The 17,384-nt window shown below is 62.8% G+C and carries 16 protein-coding genes and 1 tRNA gene; 6 read left to right on the forward strand and 11 right to left on the reverse strand.

Going from position 1 to position 17,384, the window contains the following annotated elements; all coding sequences use genetic code 11:
* Positions 1-45: 45 nt before the first annotated feature.
* The 5 genes from ACQY4V_RS02595 to ACQY4V_RS02615 form a co-directional block, all read right to left on the reverse strand.
* Positions 46-915, reverse strand: a complete 870-nt coding sequence (locus ACQY4V_RS02595) for a cysteine hydrolase (RefSeq protein ID WP_428515376.1) — start codon at positions 913-915, stop codon at positions 46-48.
* Between the two features lies 1 nt (position 916).
* Positions 917-1,264, reverse strand: coding sequence for a hypothetical protein (locus ACQY4V_RS02600; protein ID WP_428515377.1), 348 nt, complete (start codon positions 1,262-1,264; stop codon positions 917-919).
* A gap of 405 nt (positions 1,265-1,669) precedes the next feature.
* Positions 1,670-2,749: a helix-turn-helix domain-containing protein gene (locus ACQY4V_RS02605; protein ID WP_428515378.1), complete on the reverse strand. Its 1,080-nt coding sequence runs from the start codon at positions 2,747-2,749 to the stop codon at positions 1,670-1,672.
* Positions 2,746-3,369: a pyridoxamine 5'-phosphate oxidase family protein gene (locus ACQY4V_RS02610; protein ID WP_428515379.1), complete on the reverse strand. Its 624-nt coding sequence runs from the start codon at positions 3,367-3,369 to the stop codon at positions 2,746-2,748. Before ACQY4V_RS02610 ends, ACQY4V_RS02605 begins: the two co-directional genes overlap by 4 nt.
* Positions 3,370-3,550: 181 nt before the next feature.
* Positions 3,551-4,099 carry a carboxymuconolactone decarboxylase family protein gene (locus ACQY4V_RS02615; protein WP_428515380.1) on the reverse strand — a complete coding sequence of 183 codons (549 nt, stop codon included), beginning with the start codon at positions 4,097-4,099 and terminating at the stop codon, positions 3,551-3,553.
* Positions 4,100-4,232: 133 nt separating this feature from the next.
* Here ACQY4V_RS02615 and ACQY4V_RS02620 point away from each other — a divergent pair, with 133 nt between their 5' ends.
* Together ACQY4V_RS02620 and ACQY4V_RS02625 are read left to right on the forward strand one after the other, a co-directional pair.
* The gene (locus ACQY4V_RS02620; RefSeq protein ID WP_428515381.1) at positions 4,233-5,108 is read left to right on the forward strand and encodes a bile acid:sodium symporter family protein; all 876 of its coding nucleotides are present in this window, start codon (positions 4,233-4,235) and stop codon (positions 5,106-5,108) included.
* A gap of 450 nt (positions 5,109-5,558) precedes the next feature.
* Positions 5,559-6,686: an Acg family FMN-binding oxidoreductase gene (locus ACQY4V_RS02625; RefSeq protein WP_428515382.1), complete on the forward strand. Its 1,128-nt coding sequence runs from the start codon at positions 5,559-5,561 to the stop codon at positions 6,684-6,686.
* A 353-nt stretch (positions 6,687-7,039) separates the two neighbouring features.
* Here the strand turns inward: ACQY4V_RS02625 and ACQY4V_RS02630 are convergent, their stop codons facing one another.
* Positions 7,040-7,609: a DNA-binding protein gene (locus tag ACQY4V_RS02630; RefSeq protein ID WP_428515383.1), complete on the reverse strand. Its 570-nt coding sequence runs from the start codon at positions 7,607-7,609 to the stop codon at positions 7,040-7,042.
* Positions 7,610-7,825: 216 nt separating this feature from the next.
* A complete protein-coding gene (locus ACQY4V_RS02635) occupies positions 7,826-9,280 on the reverse strand; it encodes a tyrosine-type recombinase/integrase (protein ID WP_428515384.1) in 1,455 nt (484 codons plus the stop codon).
* Between the two features lie 99 nt (positions 9,281-9,379).
* On the opposite strand from ACQY4V_RS02635, the gene ACQY4V_RS02640 reads away from it, so the two are divergent.
* Positions 9,380-10,300, forward strand: a complete 921-nt coding sequence (locus ACQY4V_RS02640; RefSeq protein WP_428515385.1) for an HNH endonuclease — start codon at positions 9,380-9,382, stop codon at positions 10,298-10,300.
* Between the two features lie 907 nt (positions 10,301-11,207).
* Here ACQY4V_RS02640 and ACQY4V_RS02645 read toward each other — a convergent pair.
* Together ACQY4V_RS02645 and ACQY4V_RS02650 are read right to left on the reverse strand one after the other, a co-directional pair.
* Positions 11,208-11,591, reverse strand: coding sequence for an HNH endonuclease (locus ACQY4V_RS02645; protein WP_428515386.1), 384 nt, complete (start codon positions 11,589-11,591; stop codon positions 11,208-11,210).
* Positions 11,588-13,024, reverse strand: coding sequence for a DUF5906 domain-containing protein (locus ACQY4V_RS02650; protein ID WP_428515387.1), 1,437 nt, complete (start codon positions 13,022-13,024; stop codon positions 11,588-11,590). The genes ACQY4V_RS02645 and ACQY4V_RS02650 overlap by 4 nt, the downstream gene beginning before the upstream one ends.
* Before the next feature lie 241 nt (positions 13,025-13,265).
* On the opposite strand from ACQY4V_RS02650, the gene ACQY4V_RS02655 reads away from it, so the two are divergent.
* Entirely contained in the window at positions 13,266-13,649 is a 384-nt protein-coding gene (locus ACQY4V_RS02655) for an HNH endonuclease (RefSeq protein WP_428515386.1), read from the forward strand.
* A gap of 130 nt (positions 13,650-13,779) precedes the next feature.
* On the opposite strand, the gene ACQY4V_RS02660 is transcribed toward ACQY4V_RS02655, so the two are convergent.
* Both ACQY4V_RS02660 and ACQY4V_RS02665 read right to left on the reverse strand, forming a co-directional pair.
* Positions 13,780-13,854 (reverse strand) — tRNA-Gln (locus tag ACQY4V_RS02660).
* Positions 13,855-13,949: 95 nt separating this feature from the next.
* The gene (locus ACQY4V_RS02665) at positions 13,950-14,456 is read right to left on the reverse strand and encodes an SH3 domain-containing protein (RefSeq protein ID WP_222450928.1); all 507 of its coding nucleotides are present in this window, start codon (positions 14,454-14,456) and stop codon (positions 13,950-13,952) included.
* Positions 14,457-14,561: 105 nt separating this feature from the next.
* Between ACQY4V_RS02665 and ACQY4V_RS02670 the strand changes: the two genes are divergently transcribed.
* Both ACQY4V_RS02670 and ggt read left to right on the forward strand, forming a co-directional pair.
* Entirely contained in the window at positions 14,562-15,548 is a 987-nt protein-coding gene (locus ACQY4V_RS02670) for a 2-hydroxyacid dehydrogenase (protein ID WP_152491651.1), read from the forward strand.
* Between the two features lie 37 nt (positions 15,549-15,585).
* Positions 15,586-17,364, forward strand: coding sequence for a gamma-glutamyltransferase (ggt, locus tag ACQY4V_RS02675; protein WP_428515388.1), 1,779 nt, complete (start codon positions 15,586-15,588; stop codon positions 17,362-17,364).
* The last annotated feature ends 20 nt before the right edge of the window (positions 17,365-17,384 follow it).

The raw sequence follows: 17,384 nt of genomic DNA on the forward strand, positions 1-17,384 counted from the left end.
AGAGATCCTTTTCTGAGGGAGGGTAGGGTTCTTGTTCGGGGTGCATCAGGCGGATTGCGCGATGCGTTCGACGGCCTCGTCGGTCCACCAGACGCCGTTGGCGACCATGCGGAAGTTGATGATCGCGGCGAGATAGCCATCGCCTTCGGGCACCTTGGCGCCGGCGGTAGCATCGCGCACGACGACAACCTCAAAGCCGAGCTCCAGCAGCTCGTAGAGATGCGCCTGGGTGCAGAGGTTCGCGGACATGCCCGCAAGGATCACCTTGTTGATCCCGCGCTTGCGCAACTGCAGGTTCAGGTCGTTCTGAGCGGGGCTGTAAACCTTGTGCGGCGAGCAGACGATGGTCTCGCCGTCCTCGATGTACTTTTTGTACTGTGGCATCCAGTCTGCGCCGGAGCCTTCGAAATTGTCGAGATTCAGGGGACCGAGCCGGTCGAACATGCCAATGGCGTGCATGGTCTTTTCCAGGGTTCCCTCGAACTGCCACTTGTGGTCGTGCGGGTAGTAGTAATGCGGCGAGATGAAGACCGGCATCCCGGCGGTCTTGGCGGCCGCGAACAGCCGTTCGATATTGTCGACGGTGCCCTGTTCCGTCACGCTTTCGCCGACGACGCCCCATGTGACGCCGTCCTCGGACAGGAAATCAATCTGGGGATCGGTGACAACGAGGGCCGTTCGGCCCGGCGCGATGTCCATGTCGACTTGCGGCAGACCCGGCTCGTCAGGATCGGCGTAGTGCGCGCGTGCCTCCGGCGTCGCGGCACTGGTCGAAGCGCCGATAGCGGCGGCGGCCCCGGCAGCGGCACCGCCCGCGGCCCCGGCGATAAGACGCCTGCGCGCCATGTCTACCCGCTCGGGGGTTACATCGCAGCCGCAGACGTGGGTCTGGTCATGAGAGTGATCGTGGTCCATTTCAAGTCTCCTTCTCGGTGGTGGGTGTTGACGGCGCGCCGGTTGGCGCGTCGCTTGGGGTGGTAGGGGCGAGGCGTTCCGCGCCAGGGGCGGTCTTGCCTCTCGTGGCCGGGAACCGGCCGTGTCCGGGCAGGCACCGTGTCGCTCTGTGGGGCGGCACGCCTGCGATCCAATCAGACAGGCCGGTCGCTTCGTGACCGGGAGGGTGACAGTCCAGCCGCTCGAAGGCGGGACCGACATCGGTCGTGTCGATGTCGGTCAACGGTTCCGCAAAGATCCTGCCCGGCATAGTTATTGGGAAGGTCAGGACGCCGGTCAGAAGGCCGGCGGCGATTGTGGTCAGCACCATGTGTGTCATTTCGCCTGTGCCGCCTGTGCCGCCTGGGCGCTCTGAAGGAGCTGCAGACCGGCGATTGTCACGCAGCGTTGCCTGAGTATGGGTCGTACTTGTATTGTCAGTCATGGCAGTGGCCTCTCGGTTGACGGAGAGGAGGAGCCGGGGGTGCCGGGTCCCGACCTATCCGGGGTCGATGGCCTTACGTTAGGGAGTTGGGCGCATCCGGTATTGGCCGACCCTGCCAAGCGCATGGCCGGGTCTGCCAATGCGATCTGACCGCTCAGCCTCGTCCTTGGGCGGCGGCCATCCGGACGGGCGCGGGCGTCACCCTATCCTCGACCGCGCTGCGCGGGCGTTGGTCGTTGCGCTCTGTCATGCAGGTTTTCCGGATGTCGGCGAACGCGGGAGGCTCGGGCGCTAAGGAGCCGGGAACTGCTGCCGGAACTGCGCGGGGGCCTGTCCGACCCAGCGCTTGAACGCTCGGCTGAACGTGCTTTGCTCGGAAAATCCGGTGAGGAATGCGATCTCGGCGATGGAACTCGTGCTGTCCCTCAGAAGCTCCTGGGCGAGCGAGGATTGCGCTTCAATGAGCACGTCACGGAAGGTCAGCCCCTCATCGGCGAGGCGACGGTAGAGCGTACGTTCGCTCAGCCCCATGTCGCGCGCGACCTCCGCCGCCTGCGGGACGCCGTCGCTTAGCGCCGGTGTCAAGCGACGCAGAAGGGCCGCCCGGAGCGAGGGGTCGTCCTTGAGCGAGCCGATCTCCGTCTCGAGATGGACGGTCAGGAAGTCCGACACCGCCGCATCGCCCAGCCGGTTCGGCAGGTCGAGCATTTCGGGCTTGAAGGCTATGGCGTTACGATCCGCCTCGAAGTGGACAGGGCAACCGAAATGCGCGGCATAGCGATCCGGATCGCTGCGGCAGGCGTGGCGGAACGAGACGTGTTCGAGGACCAATTCGCCGTCCACGATCTGGCGAATATTGCGCGCGGACCCGGCCAATGCGCCTTCGTTGCGAAAGTCGAGTACCGGGTGATGCCCCGTGCGCGCCTCGAAGAGTAGACATGCCGGGTCGCCGGATTCATCCAGGCGATAAATCGCGGTGTCCGTGACAACCCGCCAGTAACGTTCCACGCGCTCGAGGGAGGCGCGGAGTGTCGGCGCCGTTTTCATCGACAACCCGAGCACGCCTATATCGTCGGCTCGGATCATCTTGGCATAGGCTTCGAGCAGCGCGACCTCGTCTTCATGCTGGCGCCGGATCCAGTCCAGAAAATCAAAATAGTCGGTTTCCGTGAGCCGGCCGTCCGTCGGCTTCGGCAAACGGCGCACAACCACTCCGCCGGAGACAAGAGCCCCGTCATCTCTCAGCGTCATCCCGGCAGCTTGGGCCATCGCACGCGCAAATGCGGCTGTCACGCTCGGCATGGCCAAAGCTAAGCCGAAGGCGTCGCGAAAGCCAGTCTTTCCATGCTGCCCGACAAACCGCCGCTTCATTCAGGCGCTCGGTTCGCGCTCGGGGAGGTCTTCCTCGCGAGTTCCCGTTCGAGACTTGCGATCCGGTCGCACAAACGCGCGATTTCATTCGCGCGCTCGGCATCGGTCAGGCGGATCGGGATATGCTTCGGGCAGTTCCAGTCGAACGCGACGATCCGGATGACGATGCCACGTTCCGCCCGGGGCCCATCGGCGCCGTTCAGAAGGTCGAGGACATCCGCGTCCTGGTTAATCCGGGCATGCCCCCAGAGCTTCAGACGCTCCCGGCGCGCGTAGTCGACGGCGATGGTCGACACCCGATCGTAATGGCGCAGATTGCCGACGCTGATGTTTTGCCGGTTCCCCCGATAGTCGGCATAGCCGATCGTTCGCTTGTCGATGACCTTCAGGAAGCCCGGCGCGCCGCCCCGGAACTGGACATAGGGCCAACCGGTTTCCGAGACGGTGGCCTGAAACAAGCCGTCCCGTGCGGACAGGAACGCCGCCTCGCGCGGCCCGAGTTCGCTGCCGTCGTCGCGCTCGGGTGACAACACGCGCGCATAGGCGTCCGCCGACCCGAAGCGCCGCTGTTCCTCGCGGACGCGGGGCGTGAAGGCGATGTCCGCATAGGCGTTCGGCATGGCGCAGCTCCTACAGTCCGAGACTTGTGAGGCCGGGGTAATCCTCGGGCCGGGCGACGCGTCGCCGACAGGCAAGAAAGGGGGGCGTTTCATCTCGCGATACCTTCTGGAGGCGGCCGATATCGCCCCGGCCGCGGGGCGGGAGGTAGCGGGGGGAAGCGCGACCGGGGCGTCCGCGGTGTCACGCCGCCGTGGCGCTGACGACCGGGAAGTCGATGGGCGTGTCGAACGCCTCATTTAGGTAGTTGGTGAGGGTGTTGAGCGCGACATGTGCGACGATCTCGACGATCTCGGCATCGCTGTAGCCCGCCATCCTCACCGCCGAGACGTCGGCTTCGGAGACCTGTCCGCGTTCGCGCACAAGTTTGGCCGCGAAGCGTACGGCCGCATCGGCCTTCGCGTCCGAGGAGCCGCCGGCGCGGTTCGCGGCGATCTCGGCCTCGTCGAGCTTCGCGAGGGTCTTTCCAAGGTAGGTGTGCGCCGACAGGCAGTAGTCACAGCCGTTGATCTCTGCGACCGCCAGCGCGATCCGCTCACGGGTCTGCGGTGTCAGCATGCCCTTCGCGAGCGCACCGTTCAGGCCGAGATAGCCCTCGAGCGCGGCGGAGCTGTTCGCGGTGACGCGGAACAGGTTCGGGACACTGCCGAGCATCTTCCTTACCCCCTCGAGAAGGGGTCGGGAGGCGGCTGGCGCGGCGTCGATCGAGGCGGGAAGCTGGATGCGGGACATGCTGGGGTTTCTCCATCTGATTTGATGTCCCGAATGTAGGGATGGACCTTTCCATCGTATTGGCATGCTCTGCCAAGCGTTTGGCTCGATCTGCCACGCCGGCTGTGATATGCACCCATCGAGGCTCAAAACCGTGACAACCGACACGATCATCGATGTAGCTGTTCCCGTCGCGGTCTTCGTGATGATGTTCGCGCTCGGCCTCGGTCTGACGGTCGCCGACTTCCGGTCCTCCTTAAAACGGCCGAAGGCTCTCTTTCTCGGGGTGGCGAGCCAGGTGTTTCTGGTTCCTGTAGTGGGTTTCCTGTTCGTCTCGGCCCAGCAACAGGATGCGGAGCTTGCCCTCGGCATCGTGCTCCTCACGCTCTGCCCCGGCGCCGCGATGAGCAACCTGCTGACGCGGATCGCCGGCGGTGATGTGGCGCTGTCCGTGTCCCTGACGGCGGTCAGCAACATCCTTTCGGCGGCGACCCTGCCGGCGCTGTCCCTGCTGGCGGCGGGTCATTTCCTTGGCACCGACGCGCTCGGGGTCGAATTCGGGGATCTCACGTTGCGCGTCGTGGCGGTCGTCACGGTTCCCGTCCTTCTGGGCTTGGCGATACGCCACCTCGTGCCCCGCGTCGTCGAACCGCACGAGCCTGCCATCTTCCGCATCTGCTTCGCCGTGTTCATCGCGATCATCGGCTGGTCCTTCATGGAAGTCGCCGACACGTTGCAATCCGGCCTGATCCTGATCGGATGGCAACTTGCGCTTCTGACCTTCCTCCTTCTGGGCCTTGGTCTTGCCGTTGGGCAGGTCGGCGGTCTGTCCGAGCCGCAACGGACAACCATCGCCGTCGAGACAGGCGTGCAGAACAGCGGGCTGGGACTTGCCGCAGGGGCGATGTTGTGGGGCGATACGGCGGGTTTTCCGCTCTTCTCGACACCTTCGGTGGTCTATGGCGCGCTGACCTATGCGATGACCTTTCCGGTGGTCATCCTACTCTCGCGCGCATGGCAGCGCGTTTGAGGGCGGAACATCGAACGAGTGGCTAACCGATCAAGAGTCGACTTCCGAGAAGAGCAGCGGTAATTGGATCAGGTTGTAGAGAAGGTCTATTGCCCGCCCTTGCTTCCGAACGGCTTCGCGTTTGCTGTGCGGGTCGAGCCAGTGCAGCGAACTTCATGAAAGTCCGCGCTCCGGTCATCGAATACGTAATAATGCTGCGCGACGCACCAATGGCAGCAATGCGAAGGCTGCGCCGGGGCGTAAAGACGGTCCACGAACGGCAGGTCAGGGCCGGGAACGACGCCGCGCCAAGCCGACCAGGCGCATGGTGCCGCTGCGCCGCCGCAAGTAGGCTTCGAGCCCATTGTGACCCCTTTTACTCAGAAAGCACCGACGGCTTCGGCAGGGCGCGACCTTCGCGGCGTTCGCTACCATAGCCCATCCTTCCGGCCTGCCGACGCGACAGGATCAGTGATCTGGATCAAAGGACACCGGCGACGGATCGGCGATCTCTTGTGCATGGAAATCGGTAGGCGAATCTTCATTGGCGGCGCCGTCGCGGGTGCGGCGGCTATTGGAGCCGGTCTTTGGTGGCGTGGTTTCTCGGCGCCATACGTTGCGGCGGCCGATCACCTGACGGCGCCCCTTCCGTCCCAGCCAGAAACGCTGGACCTCGTCCGCTTCGCCACGCTTGGGGCGAACGGGCACAACACCCAGCCTTGGCGGTTCTCGAAGGTTGCCGACGGACTCGCCATCGCGCACGACTTCTCCCGACGGACCCCGGTCGTTGATCCCGACGACCATCATCTCTACGCGAGCCTCGGCTGCGCTGCCGAATCGTTGTGCATTGCAGCCCGCGCCCGTGGACTGTCCGGAGAGGTCGGCGAGGCCGGGGCAGAGGGACTCATAGTGACGCTCCTTCCCGCTCCGCCCGAGGATGGCGCGCTCTTCAACGCGATCCCCGAAAGCCAATGCACCCGGAGCGCCTACGACGGCACACGGCTGACGTACGAAGAGGTGAGCCTTCTCGAGGCAGAAGCGACTGTTCACGGCGTGGCGGCAATCTGGCGCGAGGGAGCGGAGGTCGAGCTGATTCTCGACCTGGTGATTGCCGGCAACACGCGGCAGATGGACAACCCGGCCTTCGTCGCCGAACTCAAGGAAGGGATCCGCTTCAACGGCGCGCAGGCAGCCCGGACCGGCGATGGGCTCTACGCGGCCGCCTCCGGCAACCCGACCATGCCTGAGCCGGTTGGGCGGATACTCTTCGACGCTTTCTTCCGGAAAGAATCCGATAACGACAAGTACGCCGACCACATCCGTTCCTCGGCCGGAATATTCACGCTGGTCGCACCATCGAACGATCCCGCTGGCTGGATCGCGGCGGGCCGCGCCTACCAGCGCATGGCGCTCCGCGCGACGGCAATGGGCCTGCGAAACGCCTTTTTGAACCAGGCTGTCGAAGAGCCAGCAATGCGCGCCGAGCTCGTCTCGCTCCTCGACCTCAACGAGATGCGCCCGAACCTTGTCTTCCGCGTCGGGCGAGCGCCTCCGATGCCGCGCTCGCTTCGCCGTCTGCCCGAGGCAGTCATGGATTGATACCCGGCGTTCCAGAGACACTCCGCACCTTGATGGAACGAATAGTCGCGATCCGCGCGATGCGTATATGGGCAACGATTGCATTTTGAGGGGGCTTTGAGCAGCAGTCCAACATCGAAAGCTGCGATCGGGCCGGAGACGGCGAAGGTCGGTTTGTCCGCCCTGCCGACCTTGATCCTCCGAAAATACTGCGAGATGCACGAATAGCCGATCTGGTGAAGCTGCAGAGCAGCGTTCGGCCACGAAGCAAACGGCGGCTTCGGGCCGTTCGCAAAATGTACTAATGCAGGAGAATCCAACGTCGGGTCATGAAGAGCCTACAGGGTAAAGGCAGGCCTATCCCTGAATCCAGATTATTGCCGATCCCCCAAGACATTCCCGTGGAACAGACCGTTTAGGATCATGTCTCGCTCGTCGAGCTTACCTTTCAACACCGCAAGCTCGCGCTCTTGCGCGCCGATGATCCCCTCGAGGTCGGTCGTGCGGAGTTTTGCATCATGCGCCACTTGCTTCGCCTGTTCGAGACTCTGGGTAGTCTCATCGTTTTCGGAGTCCACTTTCGCGAGGGCAGTTTCACGTTCCTCGATTTCAGCATCCTTGCGTTTGAGTTCCTCGGCGTAGCTTTTGCGCGCGGCGGCCGCCGCTTCGTCCGCGACCCGATAGACCTGCGACCAAACCGCCTCGAACAGGTCACGCACCGTGTCCGGAACGTCCGGTGCGGTCTCGGCCAGGCGCCGCTTTTCTTCGCGGCGCTCTCGCACGATGCGCAGAGCCTGGCAGACCTTCGAATAGGAACCGCCGATCTCGCCGCGCACAGCCTCTACAGTCGGATTGCGACCGTCCTTTTCAATGATACTAACGGTTTGATCAACGGACTTGAGATACGCCTCGGTGATTTGGCGCTCGTCTGTTTTCTTCGGCATGATCCTGGTTCTCCTGGTAAGATTTGGTAGCGGTATTACTTCCGCTACCGCCTGGTTCTGTTTCGATGCGAAGGACATTGGTCCGGTCCGCTGCTGACGAAACAATTTTCAAGAGGCTGTCGTGCGGCAGGGTAATTCGTCGGTGCAGATGAGCAGTAACTGGATTGATACGGCTTGCCGCAAAGCTCCGGCTTCGGCTTGTGGGCCAGTTGTTGATCACGCGATCGCGTGTTCCACCGTCCTTGCCTGTTTGAGGTTTTCGATGCGAGAGGATGGTTCAGATTTGTCGATCGACTTCCGGCTTGGTCGTTTCTTCGCCTTGCCTGGCTGATCGGAAAGCTTCGACTCGCTCGTCGCCGTGGACAACGCCAGGACGTGCTCGAACGCCAAACGCGCCTCTTCGTTCTCGTTCGGGATGATGTTGTACTCCGAAAGCACGTCCGCAACGGCATTGGGCGCGTTTGCCCAATCAAGCGTCTTCAGATTCCGCCATTTCGGTCGCGCAGGCATTTCTGCGCCCGCGATCGCGATTGCCTCGATCTGCGCCCCATCGCTGTCGCGCAGGATCCGTAGGGCGCCCAGCACACCATCGTCATCGAATACGACCTCGGTTCTAGCGAGCTGACCAGCAACGAACTGGCAGTCCTCGATCACCGGGTGACGGTGAGGGGCGGAGTAACCGACAACGATTCTGTGATCCGCCCGATCAAGGAGTTCCTTGAGTTCCGACATGTTGGCTTCAGTGTAGTGCTTCCCGATCATCGTCGATGAGACGTGACCGATGATCATCTGTCGATCGGCGAGGGGAACACCGCCAGCCCAGAGCGCCGAGGAAAGGGTTTTGCGAAGTGCGTAGAGATCTTCGTTGTAACTCGCGATCCCAAGACGCTTGCGGATCGTCAACATGCGCTTTGACAGGATCTCCTGCGGTTTCGTCTTGCTCTCGCACATTTCCGGGAAAAGCAGGTCCGTTGGTTTTTCAAGAGCCACGATCCAGTCGATGAATCCGAGGTCGATGAGGACCTGTGGCACCGGCACGATGCGCTGGCTTTCGACGGTCTTCCCGTACTGTTCGTCGGACCAGCACAGCCGGAGGCACCAGACCTCGCGCTGGACCAGGTCGCACTTCTTGAGCTGCAGGACTTCCGAGGGGCGTGTGCCCATGGTCAACAAGATAAGCGGGATCCAGTAGAGCCCGTCGCGATAGATGTAGCGGCCAGACCGACTACGTGACGTCCGGCTCATGCATCCCCGGTAGAGCGGCGATGTCAGCAATGTCTTGATCCGCGTATAGCGGTTCTCGCCGTGCGCCCGACCGTGCATCGCCGGCAGACGGCTGAGCCACACCAGAAATGAGTCGATGAGTGCAGGCAGCCATTCGAGCCGGATATCGCCAGCGTACGCGATCAGCAAATCGGCCGTAACCGTGAGCTTGCGGCCCATTTCCTCCGGCCACGACCTGAGCGCGCCGGCCAGTGCATCGGATATCCGCACCGCGCTGCGGATCTTTCCGTTTTTGACGGTGATGTCGTGCCGGCTGAGCAGGTCAGCGGCGCCTTCGAGGGGATCCTTGCCATCCTCGAAGACCTCGATCTCGAGCTTCATAAGGCTGCGTCGTGTCGCGCAGACGGTTCGGGCGAAGGCGGGTGCCAGGGGAAAGCGAAGGATCATGTTCAGCTGATTGGCAGCGATTGCGAAATACCCGAGTATCGTTAATTTAAACCAAAGATGGCGGATTGAGAAACAATGCATGAGTTTCGTTATCATCGAATGGCCGATAACCGCTGCGGCTGGAAGCAACCCCATACGGGACGCTTGGGGGTCGGCAGCGGATATGTGTCGGAACAGGGTTTCGGCCACGAAGATTGGAACTTTGCCGGACATGTCTGGGACGATGGCAGGTATCACCTCTATTTGAAAATGAAGCCCAAAAGGGAGGACCTCAATAACACGTTCAATATTGTTTTAGGCCTCCACACCAAGCTGGGCGCGATGATCCTAGGCTTCGCAGAGAACGTTCAATATGGCCAAGCCAACCTGGCGGACCACATTTGGGAACGTCGTGCGCAGGAGGTCAAAGCTCTGGAAGAGGGCCGACAGCTTGGTCCACTATACAGCGGAAAAAGCACTAAACAAATCAAGAAGGCGCTTATGGCAGAGCGCGAGATATATAACGTGTCTGTGTCACCTGCAGACCTGTATGTATTGAACCAGCCGCTTCTAATTCCCGTTGCCGCATACGAAGTTACAACTCCTCAATATCGGCTTCTGGTCATGACGGCGGAGCAATACGCTGCAGTGACTGAAGCAGTTTCAGACACAGACATCGGAAGTTCGGTTAATTTCGATGATGACAGTAGTTTCCCTGAAGGTGCGCAGATCGAGCGGCTTCATAGGTCTCGGGAAAGAAGCAGAAAGCTAGTCAACCTTGCAAAGGAGGCTTTCTTGAAGCTCCACGGCAGCCTTTACTGTGAGGCGTGTGGTATGGTTCCGTCCGAATACTTCAACGACGCCTCGCTGGCCGGGAGAATTATTGAAGCGCACCATAATGTGGGAATTGCTGACGCTGCGCATTCGGGAAAGACACAAATCGGGGATCTGAGCATGCTTTGCCCCTCCTGTCATCGCGCCATCCATTCGATGCGGCCTTGGTTGTCCGTCGAAGAGTTGAGGAAACGTCTAAAGCGTTGATGTTGGAATGCGCTGCGTTCCTTGGTGCGCCCGGCCAGTTTAAGTCACGCTCAGGTTGCACGGACGCGGGGGGCACCGCCGACCGCGCCGTCCCGATTGTTGCCAGGTCGTCGCTTCGGTAAAAGCCGCCGCCGACTCCCCGACGGAATGCACTACCGCACCCTCGCTGGCCATTCCGGCGGCTGATCCAACCTTCTCCCCGGCTCCTCTCCAAACGTCGCCGGAACCCCGCCGGATGCTCGACGGAGGAACTCGGGAACACGGGCTGCGTCCTCGGCGGGGCATCACGGGACCGCGTCGAATGACCGAACCCAGTGGATGCACCAGTAAGCCCCCGAACCCTCGCTGGACGACCGAAGGAGCGACCCGGGAACCTTTCCGCGGAGCCCGTGACGGAACCCCGGTGGAACCGCGCGACGGACCCTCGCCAGACCGTCGCCGGATGCTCTGCGAGGCCACCCCGGAACGTCGGCGGCGTCTTGAACCCCGGCGGATACACCCCGAATACTAGCCCGTCGGACTACGGACCTCGGCGGATGCTCCGGGCGATCACCTCCGAACCCCGGTGGAACCTTCTCGGGAGTCCCGGAGAGTCTCAGCGGCACTCGGGCGGCATCTTGGGACCTCGCGGGAAAGCCCCCTTCGATACCCTCGGAGAAGACACCCCCGGGACCCTTGATCTCCGTTTTTGCCCCCGGGAAATGCCCCGATCCGAGGGGGCCGGGAGAGAAAGAGATTCACATCTTCGGCTTTGAGGGTCTCCTACCACCCCAGCCATCTCTCTCCGATGCTTCCCCCGCTGAGACCGCGACGCCGCCCGGGTGGCGAAGTGCCCCGGAAAGTGCCCCCGCCGGGTGCCGCGGGTGAGCGGCTCGGTGGTTCCGGCGGAGGCATTCCCGCTTGGCCGTCAGAGGAAGTCCGGGTCCGTCCCGTAGGCCCGTTGCTCCCAGTCGTCGTGCTTGTTGTCTCTCTGCGACCCGATCCGGAGATGATCCGGGTTGACGCATCGACGATTGTGGCAGCGGTGACGCACCACCCGATCCCGCGACGCGACCTCCCCGGTCAGCACGCAGCAGATGAAGCGGTAGGCGTCTATCGTGCGCCCGTGGAAGCGTATCTTGCGGGGTTTGACGGTGTCGGTCACCAAACAGCCTCCGTCGGCCTCCTCGGCGCTCTCCACGAGCGAGAGGGCCCGTCTCCGGGCCTCCTCCGGGTGATTATCCAGCACATCTCGGAACCACGCCTCGCTCTCGTCCTCGAAGTACGGGTGGGCGATGACCTGATGCTTCATTCGAGGGTCACCTGTTTGGTTACTTCATCCTCGATCGCCTCACGCTCGAATGAGAGTACCTCCGCGCCTTTAAACGGCGTCTCCAAGTGCTCCGCGATCGGTTGGGAGTAACCGCCTGGTCCTCGGACCTTACCATTCTCCACCCAGTAGCCCTCGCGTACCCAGATAGCGCGGGCGTAGTCCTGCTTCGCCCACTTCACCTTGAACTTGGACCAGCCAAGCTCGGTCATCATGTGCCGCGTCGAGTTGACGTTCTGTCCAAGCTCCGTCCGGATCAGAGCCGCAACGTCGGCCTCCGGTACCGCGTGCTGGCCTCGCTCGTCCAACCGTTCGGCCAACTGGGTGCGTACGGTCTGCTCGGAAGCGCCTTGGACGCGACGCATCAGGGGAGTGGCGTCTCTCTCGACGTTGAGCGTCTTCGCCGAGAAGCCGTCATCCAGCTTGCGTTCCATCAGAACGCGGTGGAGACCCGCGATCGCCCGATCGTCCCGCATGAACGCGTAGAGCCGCTCTACCAGAGAGGCAAACTCTCCCGCTCTCGGACCCGTAGCGTGACCGTCGTGGTCGATCTCGATGAGGTAGTACCTCCGATCCTCAGGTTCGATCCAGAGAGGAAGATGGTTTGAAGTGAAAAGGAAGCAGCAACAATGGCGGATCTGCTCGGCCTCCTGGCCTTTCCGCTCCGTCATGATCTCACGCTCGGTAAGATAGGTCTTCAACGCGTTACCCTGCGGCGAATCTTGTCGCAGATTGAGCTCCTCACAGACGACCAACTTCCGCGTCAGCACCGACGCGTTGAACCGTCCGGTGAGCTTATCCACGTTGTTTTGAGTTACCGCATTCTCCGAGCCGAACAGCCTCGCGACCAACTGGCATAGCGTGCTCTTGCCGGTACCCTTCCGCGCCGAGTAGAGGAACGGGGCCCAATTGGGCTTGTCGCTCTCATTCTGGAGGCACCAAGCTAGCCAGTTGAGGAACATCTCCCTCTCAGCCTCCCGCGGGAAGATCGTTTCCAGGAACTCCTCTGCGACGCCCCACGACGGCTCGACCTCGTCGACCAACCGGTATCCCGGTTCGCGCCATGAGTTCACCGCGACCGCGCCTCTCTCGTTCACCACCCGGGCATCGGTGCCGGGATCGCAGTACTCTCGACCGTTCCAGATCGGAATCGTCTGGCCCGGGATCGCATGCTTCATCTCGATCGCTCTACGGAATCCGTCGCGCAGTAGGTCGCGAGATGTCTCGATATCGTTGCACTCGTCTCTGATCCGAGCCAGCGAGATATGCGCCACGTCGTCGCGGGATAGCTTGGTCGAGAGATGTTCAACTTGGTAGTACTTGCCGTCACGCCGCACGAACCACGAGCATACCGCGTTCACCAGTCGATTGAGCTCCGCCTCGGTGTATGTCTTTTGATTATCGTTTTTGGTCATTTAATTGCCTTATGATTGAAAATTGAATTGGACGAACAGCCTCGGTTCGCCGGGACCAAATCAGTTATATATTTAGTCTTTTAGCGTCCCCTGGAAGAATCCCCTTATAAATAAGGGGTTTCGCGATTCCCGGAATCTGGGCTGAATCGAGCGGAATCCGCCCCTTCGGACGCGTTTCGACGAAGGCGAGAAGGAGCGTCGTCGACGCATCGTTTCGACCCTCCAAACAGGTGACCCTCGAATGAAGCATCAGGTCATCGCCCACCCGTACTTCGAGGACGAGAGCGAGGCGTGGTTCCGAGATGTGCTGGATAATCACCCGGAGGAGGCCCGGAGACGGGCCCTCTCGCTCGTGGAGAGCGCCGAGGAGGCCGACGGAGGCTGTTTGGTGACCGACACCGTCAAACCCCGCAAGATACGCTTCCACGGGCGCACGATAGACGCCTACCGCTTCATCTGCTGCGTGCTGACCGGGGAGGTCGCGTCGCGGGATCGGGTGGTGCGTCACCGCTGCCACAATCGTCGATGCGTCAACCCGGATCATCTCCGGATCGGGTCGCAGAGAGACAACAAGCACGACGACTGGGAGCAACGGGCCTACGGAACGGACCCGGACTTCCTCTGACGGCCAAGCGGGATTGCCTCCGCCGAAACCACCGAGCCGCTCACCCGCGGCACCCGGCGGGGGCACTTTCCGGGGCACTTCGCCACCCGGGCGGCGTCGCGGTCTCAGCGGGGGAAGGATCGGATAGAGATGGCTGGGGTGGTAGGATTCGAACCTACGATACACGGTACCAAAAACCGATGCCTTACCACTTGGCTACACCCCAACGGTGCCGCGCTAATTACTCTGCTCTTCGGTGCGGTTCAAGGGCTGAGATGAATTTATTTGGCGGTTTCTTGTTGCCCGTGGTCGGACGCGAGATCACTCGAGAATTTCGCCCGATTCCACGCCCCACAGGGCCGCCTTTTCCGCCCAGCCGCGATAGCCGCCGGCCATCAGCCGGCACCAGTCGATCGCGCACTCGTCAATCCGTGCGACCACGCCCATTTCCAGCTGCGCCACCATCATCGCGTCGGGGTCGGGCTTGGAATATAGGTTTGCCATGTCGGACTCGACGATCACCGTGCGCGTACCGGACAGAAGCGAATAGTGAATCCAGCCACCCTGGCCGTCGCGGTCGCGGACGCGGCGCCAATGGCCATGCTCTGCAATGATCTCCAAAGGCAGGTCGCGCCGCTTGAACACCCAGTCGATGCGGTGTGTCAGGCTGGGTCCGCGCCGGACGTTGGCCTCGGCGGCCTTCATCGACACGAAACGCGGCAAGGGAAGGTTCGTGACCGGGCCGCGTTCCTCTGTGTCCTGGGCGAGGGCGGGCATTGCCAGCACCGCGATCAGGGCGGCCCCGATTGAGGCGGAAAACCGTTTCATTGCGTCAATACTGCTCACTCATATGACCCGGGGTTCTTGTGCCCTCGGTCGTCCTGCGTCACTGTACAGAAGAACACGCATTATGGAAGACGGGGGAAACGCTATATGCCATCTGGTCGACTGAGTGTTGTCGTAACGCGACGCCTGCCGGAAGCTGTTGAGCGGCGTATGCAGGAATTGTTCGACGTCACGCTGCGCGAGGACGACAGGCCGATGAGCCGTGACGCGCTGGTCGAGGCTGTCAAGTCGGCAGATGTGCTGGTGCCGACGCTGAGCGACCAGATCGATGGCGGGCTGATCGGGCAGGCGGGCGAACGGTTGAAGCTGATCGCGAATTACGGCGCGGGGGTGGACCATATCGACGTGCATACCGCCCGGCAGCGCGGCATTCTCGTGTCGAACACCCCGGGTGTGCTGACAGACGACACCGCCGACATGACGATGGCGCTGATCCTGAGCGTGACCCGCCGCATTCCCGAAGGGCTTTCGTTGATGCAGAAGGAGGACTGGCCCGGCTGGTCCCCGACCGCCATGCTCGGCGGACGCATCGCCGGACGGCGCCTGGGTATCCTCGGAATGGGCCGGATCGGGCAGGCGGTGGCACGGCGGGCCGCGGCGTTCGGGATGCAGGTGCACTATCACAACCGGCACCGCCTTCGGCCCGAAGTCGAGGATGAGCTTGGCGCGACATACTGGGAGAGCCTGGACCAGATGGTTGCTCGCATGGATGTGCTGAGCGTGAACTGTCCGCACACGCCGTCGACCTTTCACCTGATGAATGCCCGGCGCCTGAAACTGATGAAGCCTGACGCGGTGCTGGTGAACACCAGCCGGGGCGAAGTGGTGGACGAAAACGCCCTGACGCGGATGCTTCGCGCCGGAGAGATCGCCGGCGCCGGACTGGACGTCTACGAGAACGCCGGCGCGATCAACCCGCGCCTGCGAGAGCTGAAGAACGTGGTCCTGTTGCCCCACATGGGGTCGGCTACGGTCGAGGGGCGGCTGGAAATGGGCGAGAAGGTCCTGCTGAACATCAAGACCTTCGACGACGGCCACCGCCCGCCGGACCAGGTCGTACCGTCCATGCTGTAAGGCTTCGCGCGAGCGTCGCAAACACCGGAGAATGCCCATGCGCCTGCTTCTTGCCAGTCTGGCCGTGTTTCTTGCCGGGATGGCGGCGGCCCAGCAGGCCGCCGACGGGGTCCAGCCTGAAGGCGAAGGCGCGGGCGCGGTGGTCACCTCTGAAACCGTGGCCGCGGCGCTGGACGCGAAACAGGCGGGCCGTCCGGTCGAGGCGCAAGACTGGATGGTGGCCGCGGCCAATCCGCTGGCGGTCGAGGCCGGGGCACGGGTTTTGCGCGAGGGGGGCACGGCGGCGGATGCGCTCGTGGCGGTGCAACTGGTGCTGGGTCTGGTGGAGCCTCAAAGCTCTGGCCTGGGCGGCGGGGCGTTCCTTGTCTGGTATGACGCCGAAAGCGGCGCGTTGACCACGCTCGACGGTCGCGAGACTGCGCCGCTGGCCGCCTCGCCGACATTGTTCCAGGATGAGGCGGGTGAGCCGTTGTCCTTTTACGATGCGGTCGTGGGCGGGCGGTCGGTGGGGGTTCCCGGCACGCCCGCGCTTTTGCACGAAGCCCATGAACGCTGGGGAGACGCCCGTTGGGAAAGCCTGTTCACCGAGGCCACGACCCTTGCCCAGGACGGGTTCGAGGTGTCGCCGAGACTGGCGGCGATGGTGGTGCAGGACGCAGTCCGCCTGTTCCGGTTCGGGGCGACGCGCGATTATTTCTTTCCGGCAGGCCAGCGCATCGAGCCCGGCGATCGCCTGAAGAATCCGGCCTATGCCGACACCTTGCGCCGCTTTGCCGAAGAGGGCGCGGCGCCGTTCTATACCGGAGACATCGCCGCCGACATCGTGACCGCCGTGGCGCAGGCGGAGGGCAACCCCGGGCTGATGGCGGAAGTCGACCTGGCGATCTATCGCGTCAAGGAACGTGCCGCGGTCTGTGCGCCCTACCGGGGCTTCGACGTGTGCGGGATGGGCCCGCCATCCTCGGGTGCGTTGACCGTCGGGCAGATCCTGGGTCTGCTGGCACCGTTCGATATCGGGGATCTGGGGCCCGACAGCCTGGACGCATGGCGGTTGATCGGCGATGCCAGCCGTCTCGCCTTTGCCGACCGGAGCCGGTACATGGCCGACAGTGATTTCGTGCCCGTGCCAGTGAAAGGCCTGCTGAATCCGGGATACCTGGCTGGTCGCGCGGAACTTCTGAACCGCGACACCGCTTTGCCGGACGTCTCGCCGGGAGAGCCCGAGTTCGACCATGCGCTCGATCTCGCGGATGATGCCTCGATCGAGTTTCCCTCGACCTCGCATATCTCGATCGTGGACCGCTTCGGGAACGTGGCGTCGATGACCACCACGATCGAGAATGCCTTCGGCTCGCGGCTCATGGTGCGGGGGTTCCTGCTCAACAACGAGCTGACGGATTTCTCGTTTCGCAGCCACGAGGATGGCCGGCCCATCGCCAATCGGGTGGAGCCGGGCAAGCGGCCGCGCTCTTCCATGGCGCCGACCATCGTGATGAAGGACGGCGCACCCATGCTGGCCGTAGGCAGCCCCGGTGGCAGCCGCATCATCGGTTACGTGGCCAAGACGATCATCGCGCATCTGGATTGGGGGCTCGATGTGCAGGCGGCGGTGGAATTGCCCCATCTGGTCAACAGGTTCGGCACCTATGACGTGGAAGTGGGGACCGAGGCGATGGAGCTTTTGCCGGGGCTGGAGGCGCTGGGTTTCGAGATGGCACCGCAAGTGCTCGTCTCCGGGCTGCACGCGATTTCCATTGGAGAGACGTTGCAAGGCGGGGCCGATCCGCGGCGCGAAGGTATTGCCCTGGGTGAATAGACCGCGCCGGGAAATCGCCC

This window comes from Roseovarius sp. (assembly GCF_965277045.1).
In the GTDB taxonomy this organism is placed as follows: domain Bacteria; phylum Pseudomonadota; class Alphaproteobacteria; order Rhodobacterales; family Rhodobacteraceae; genus Roseovarius.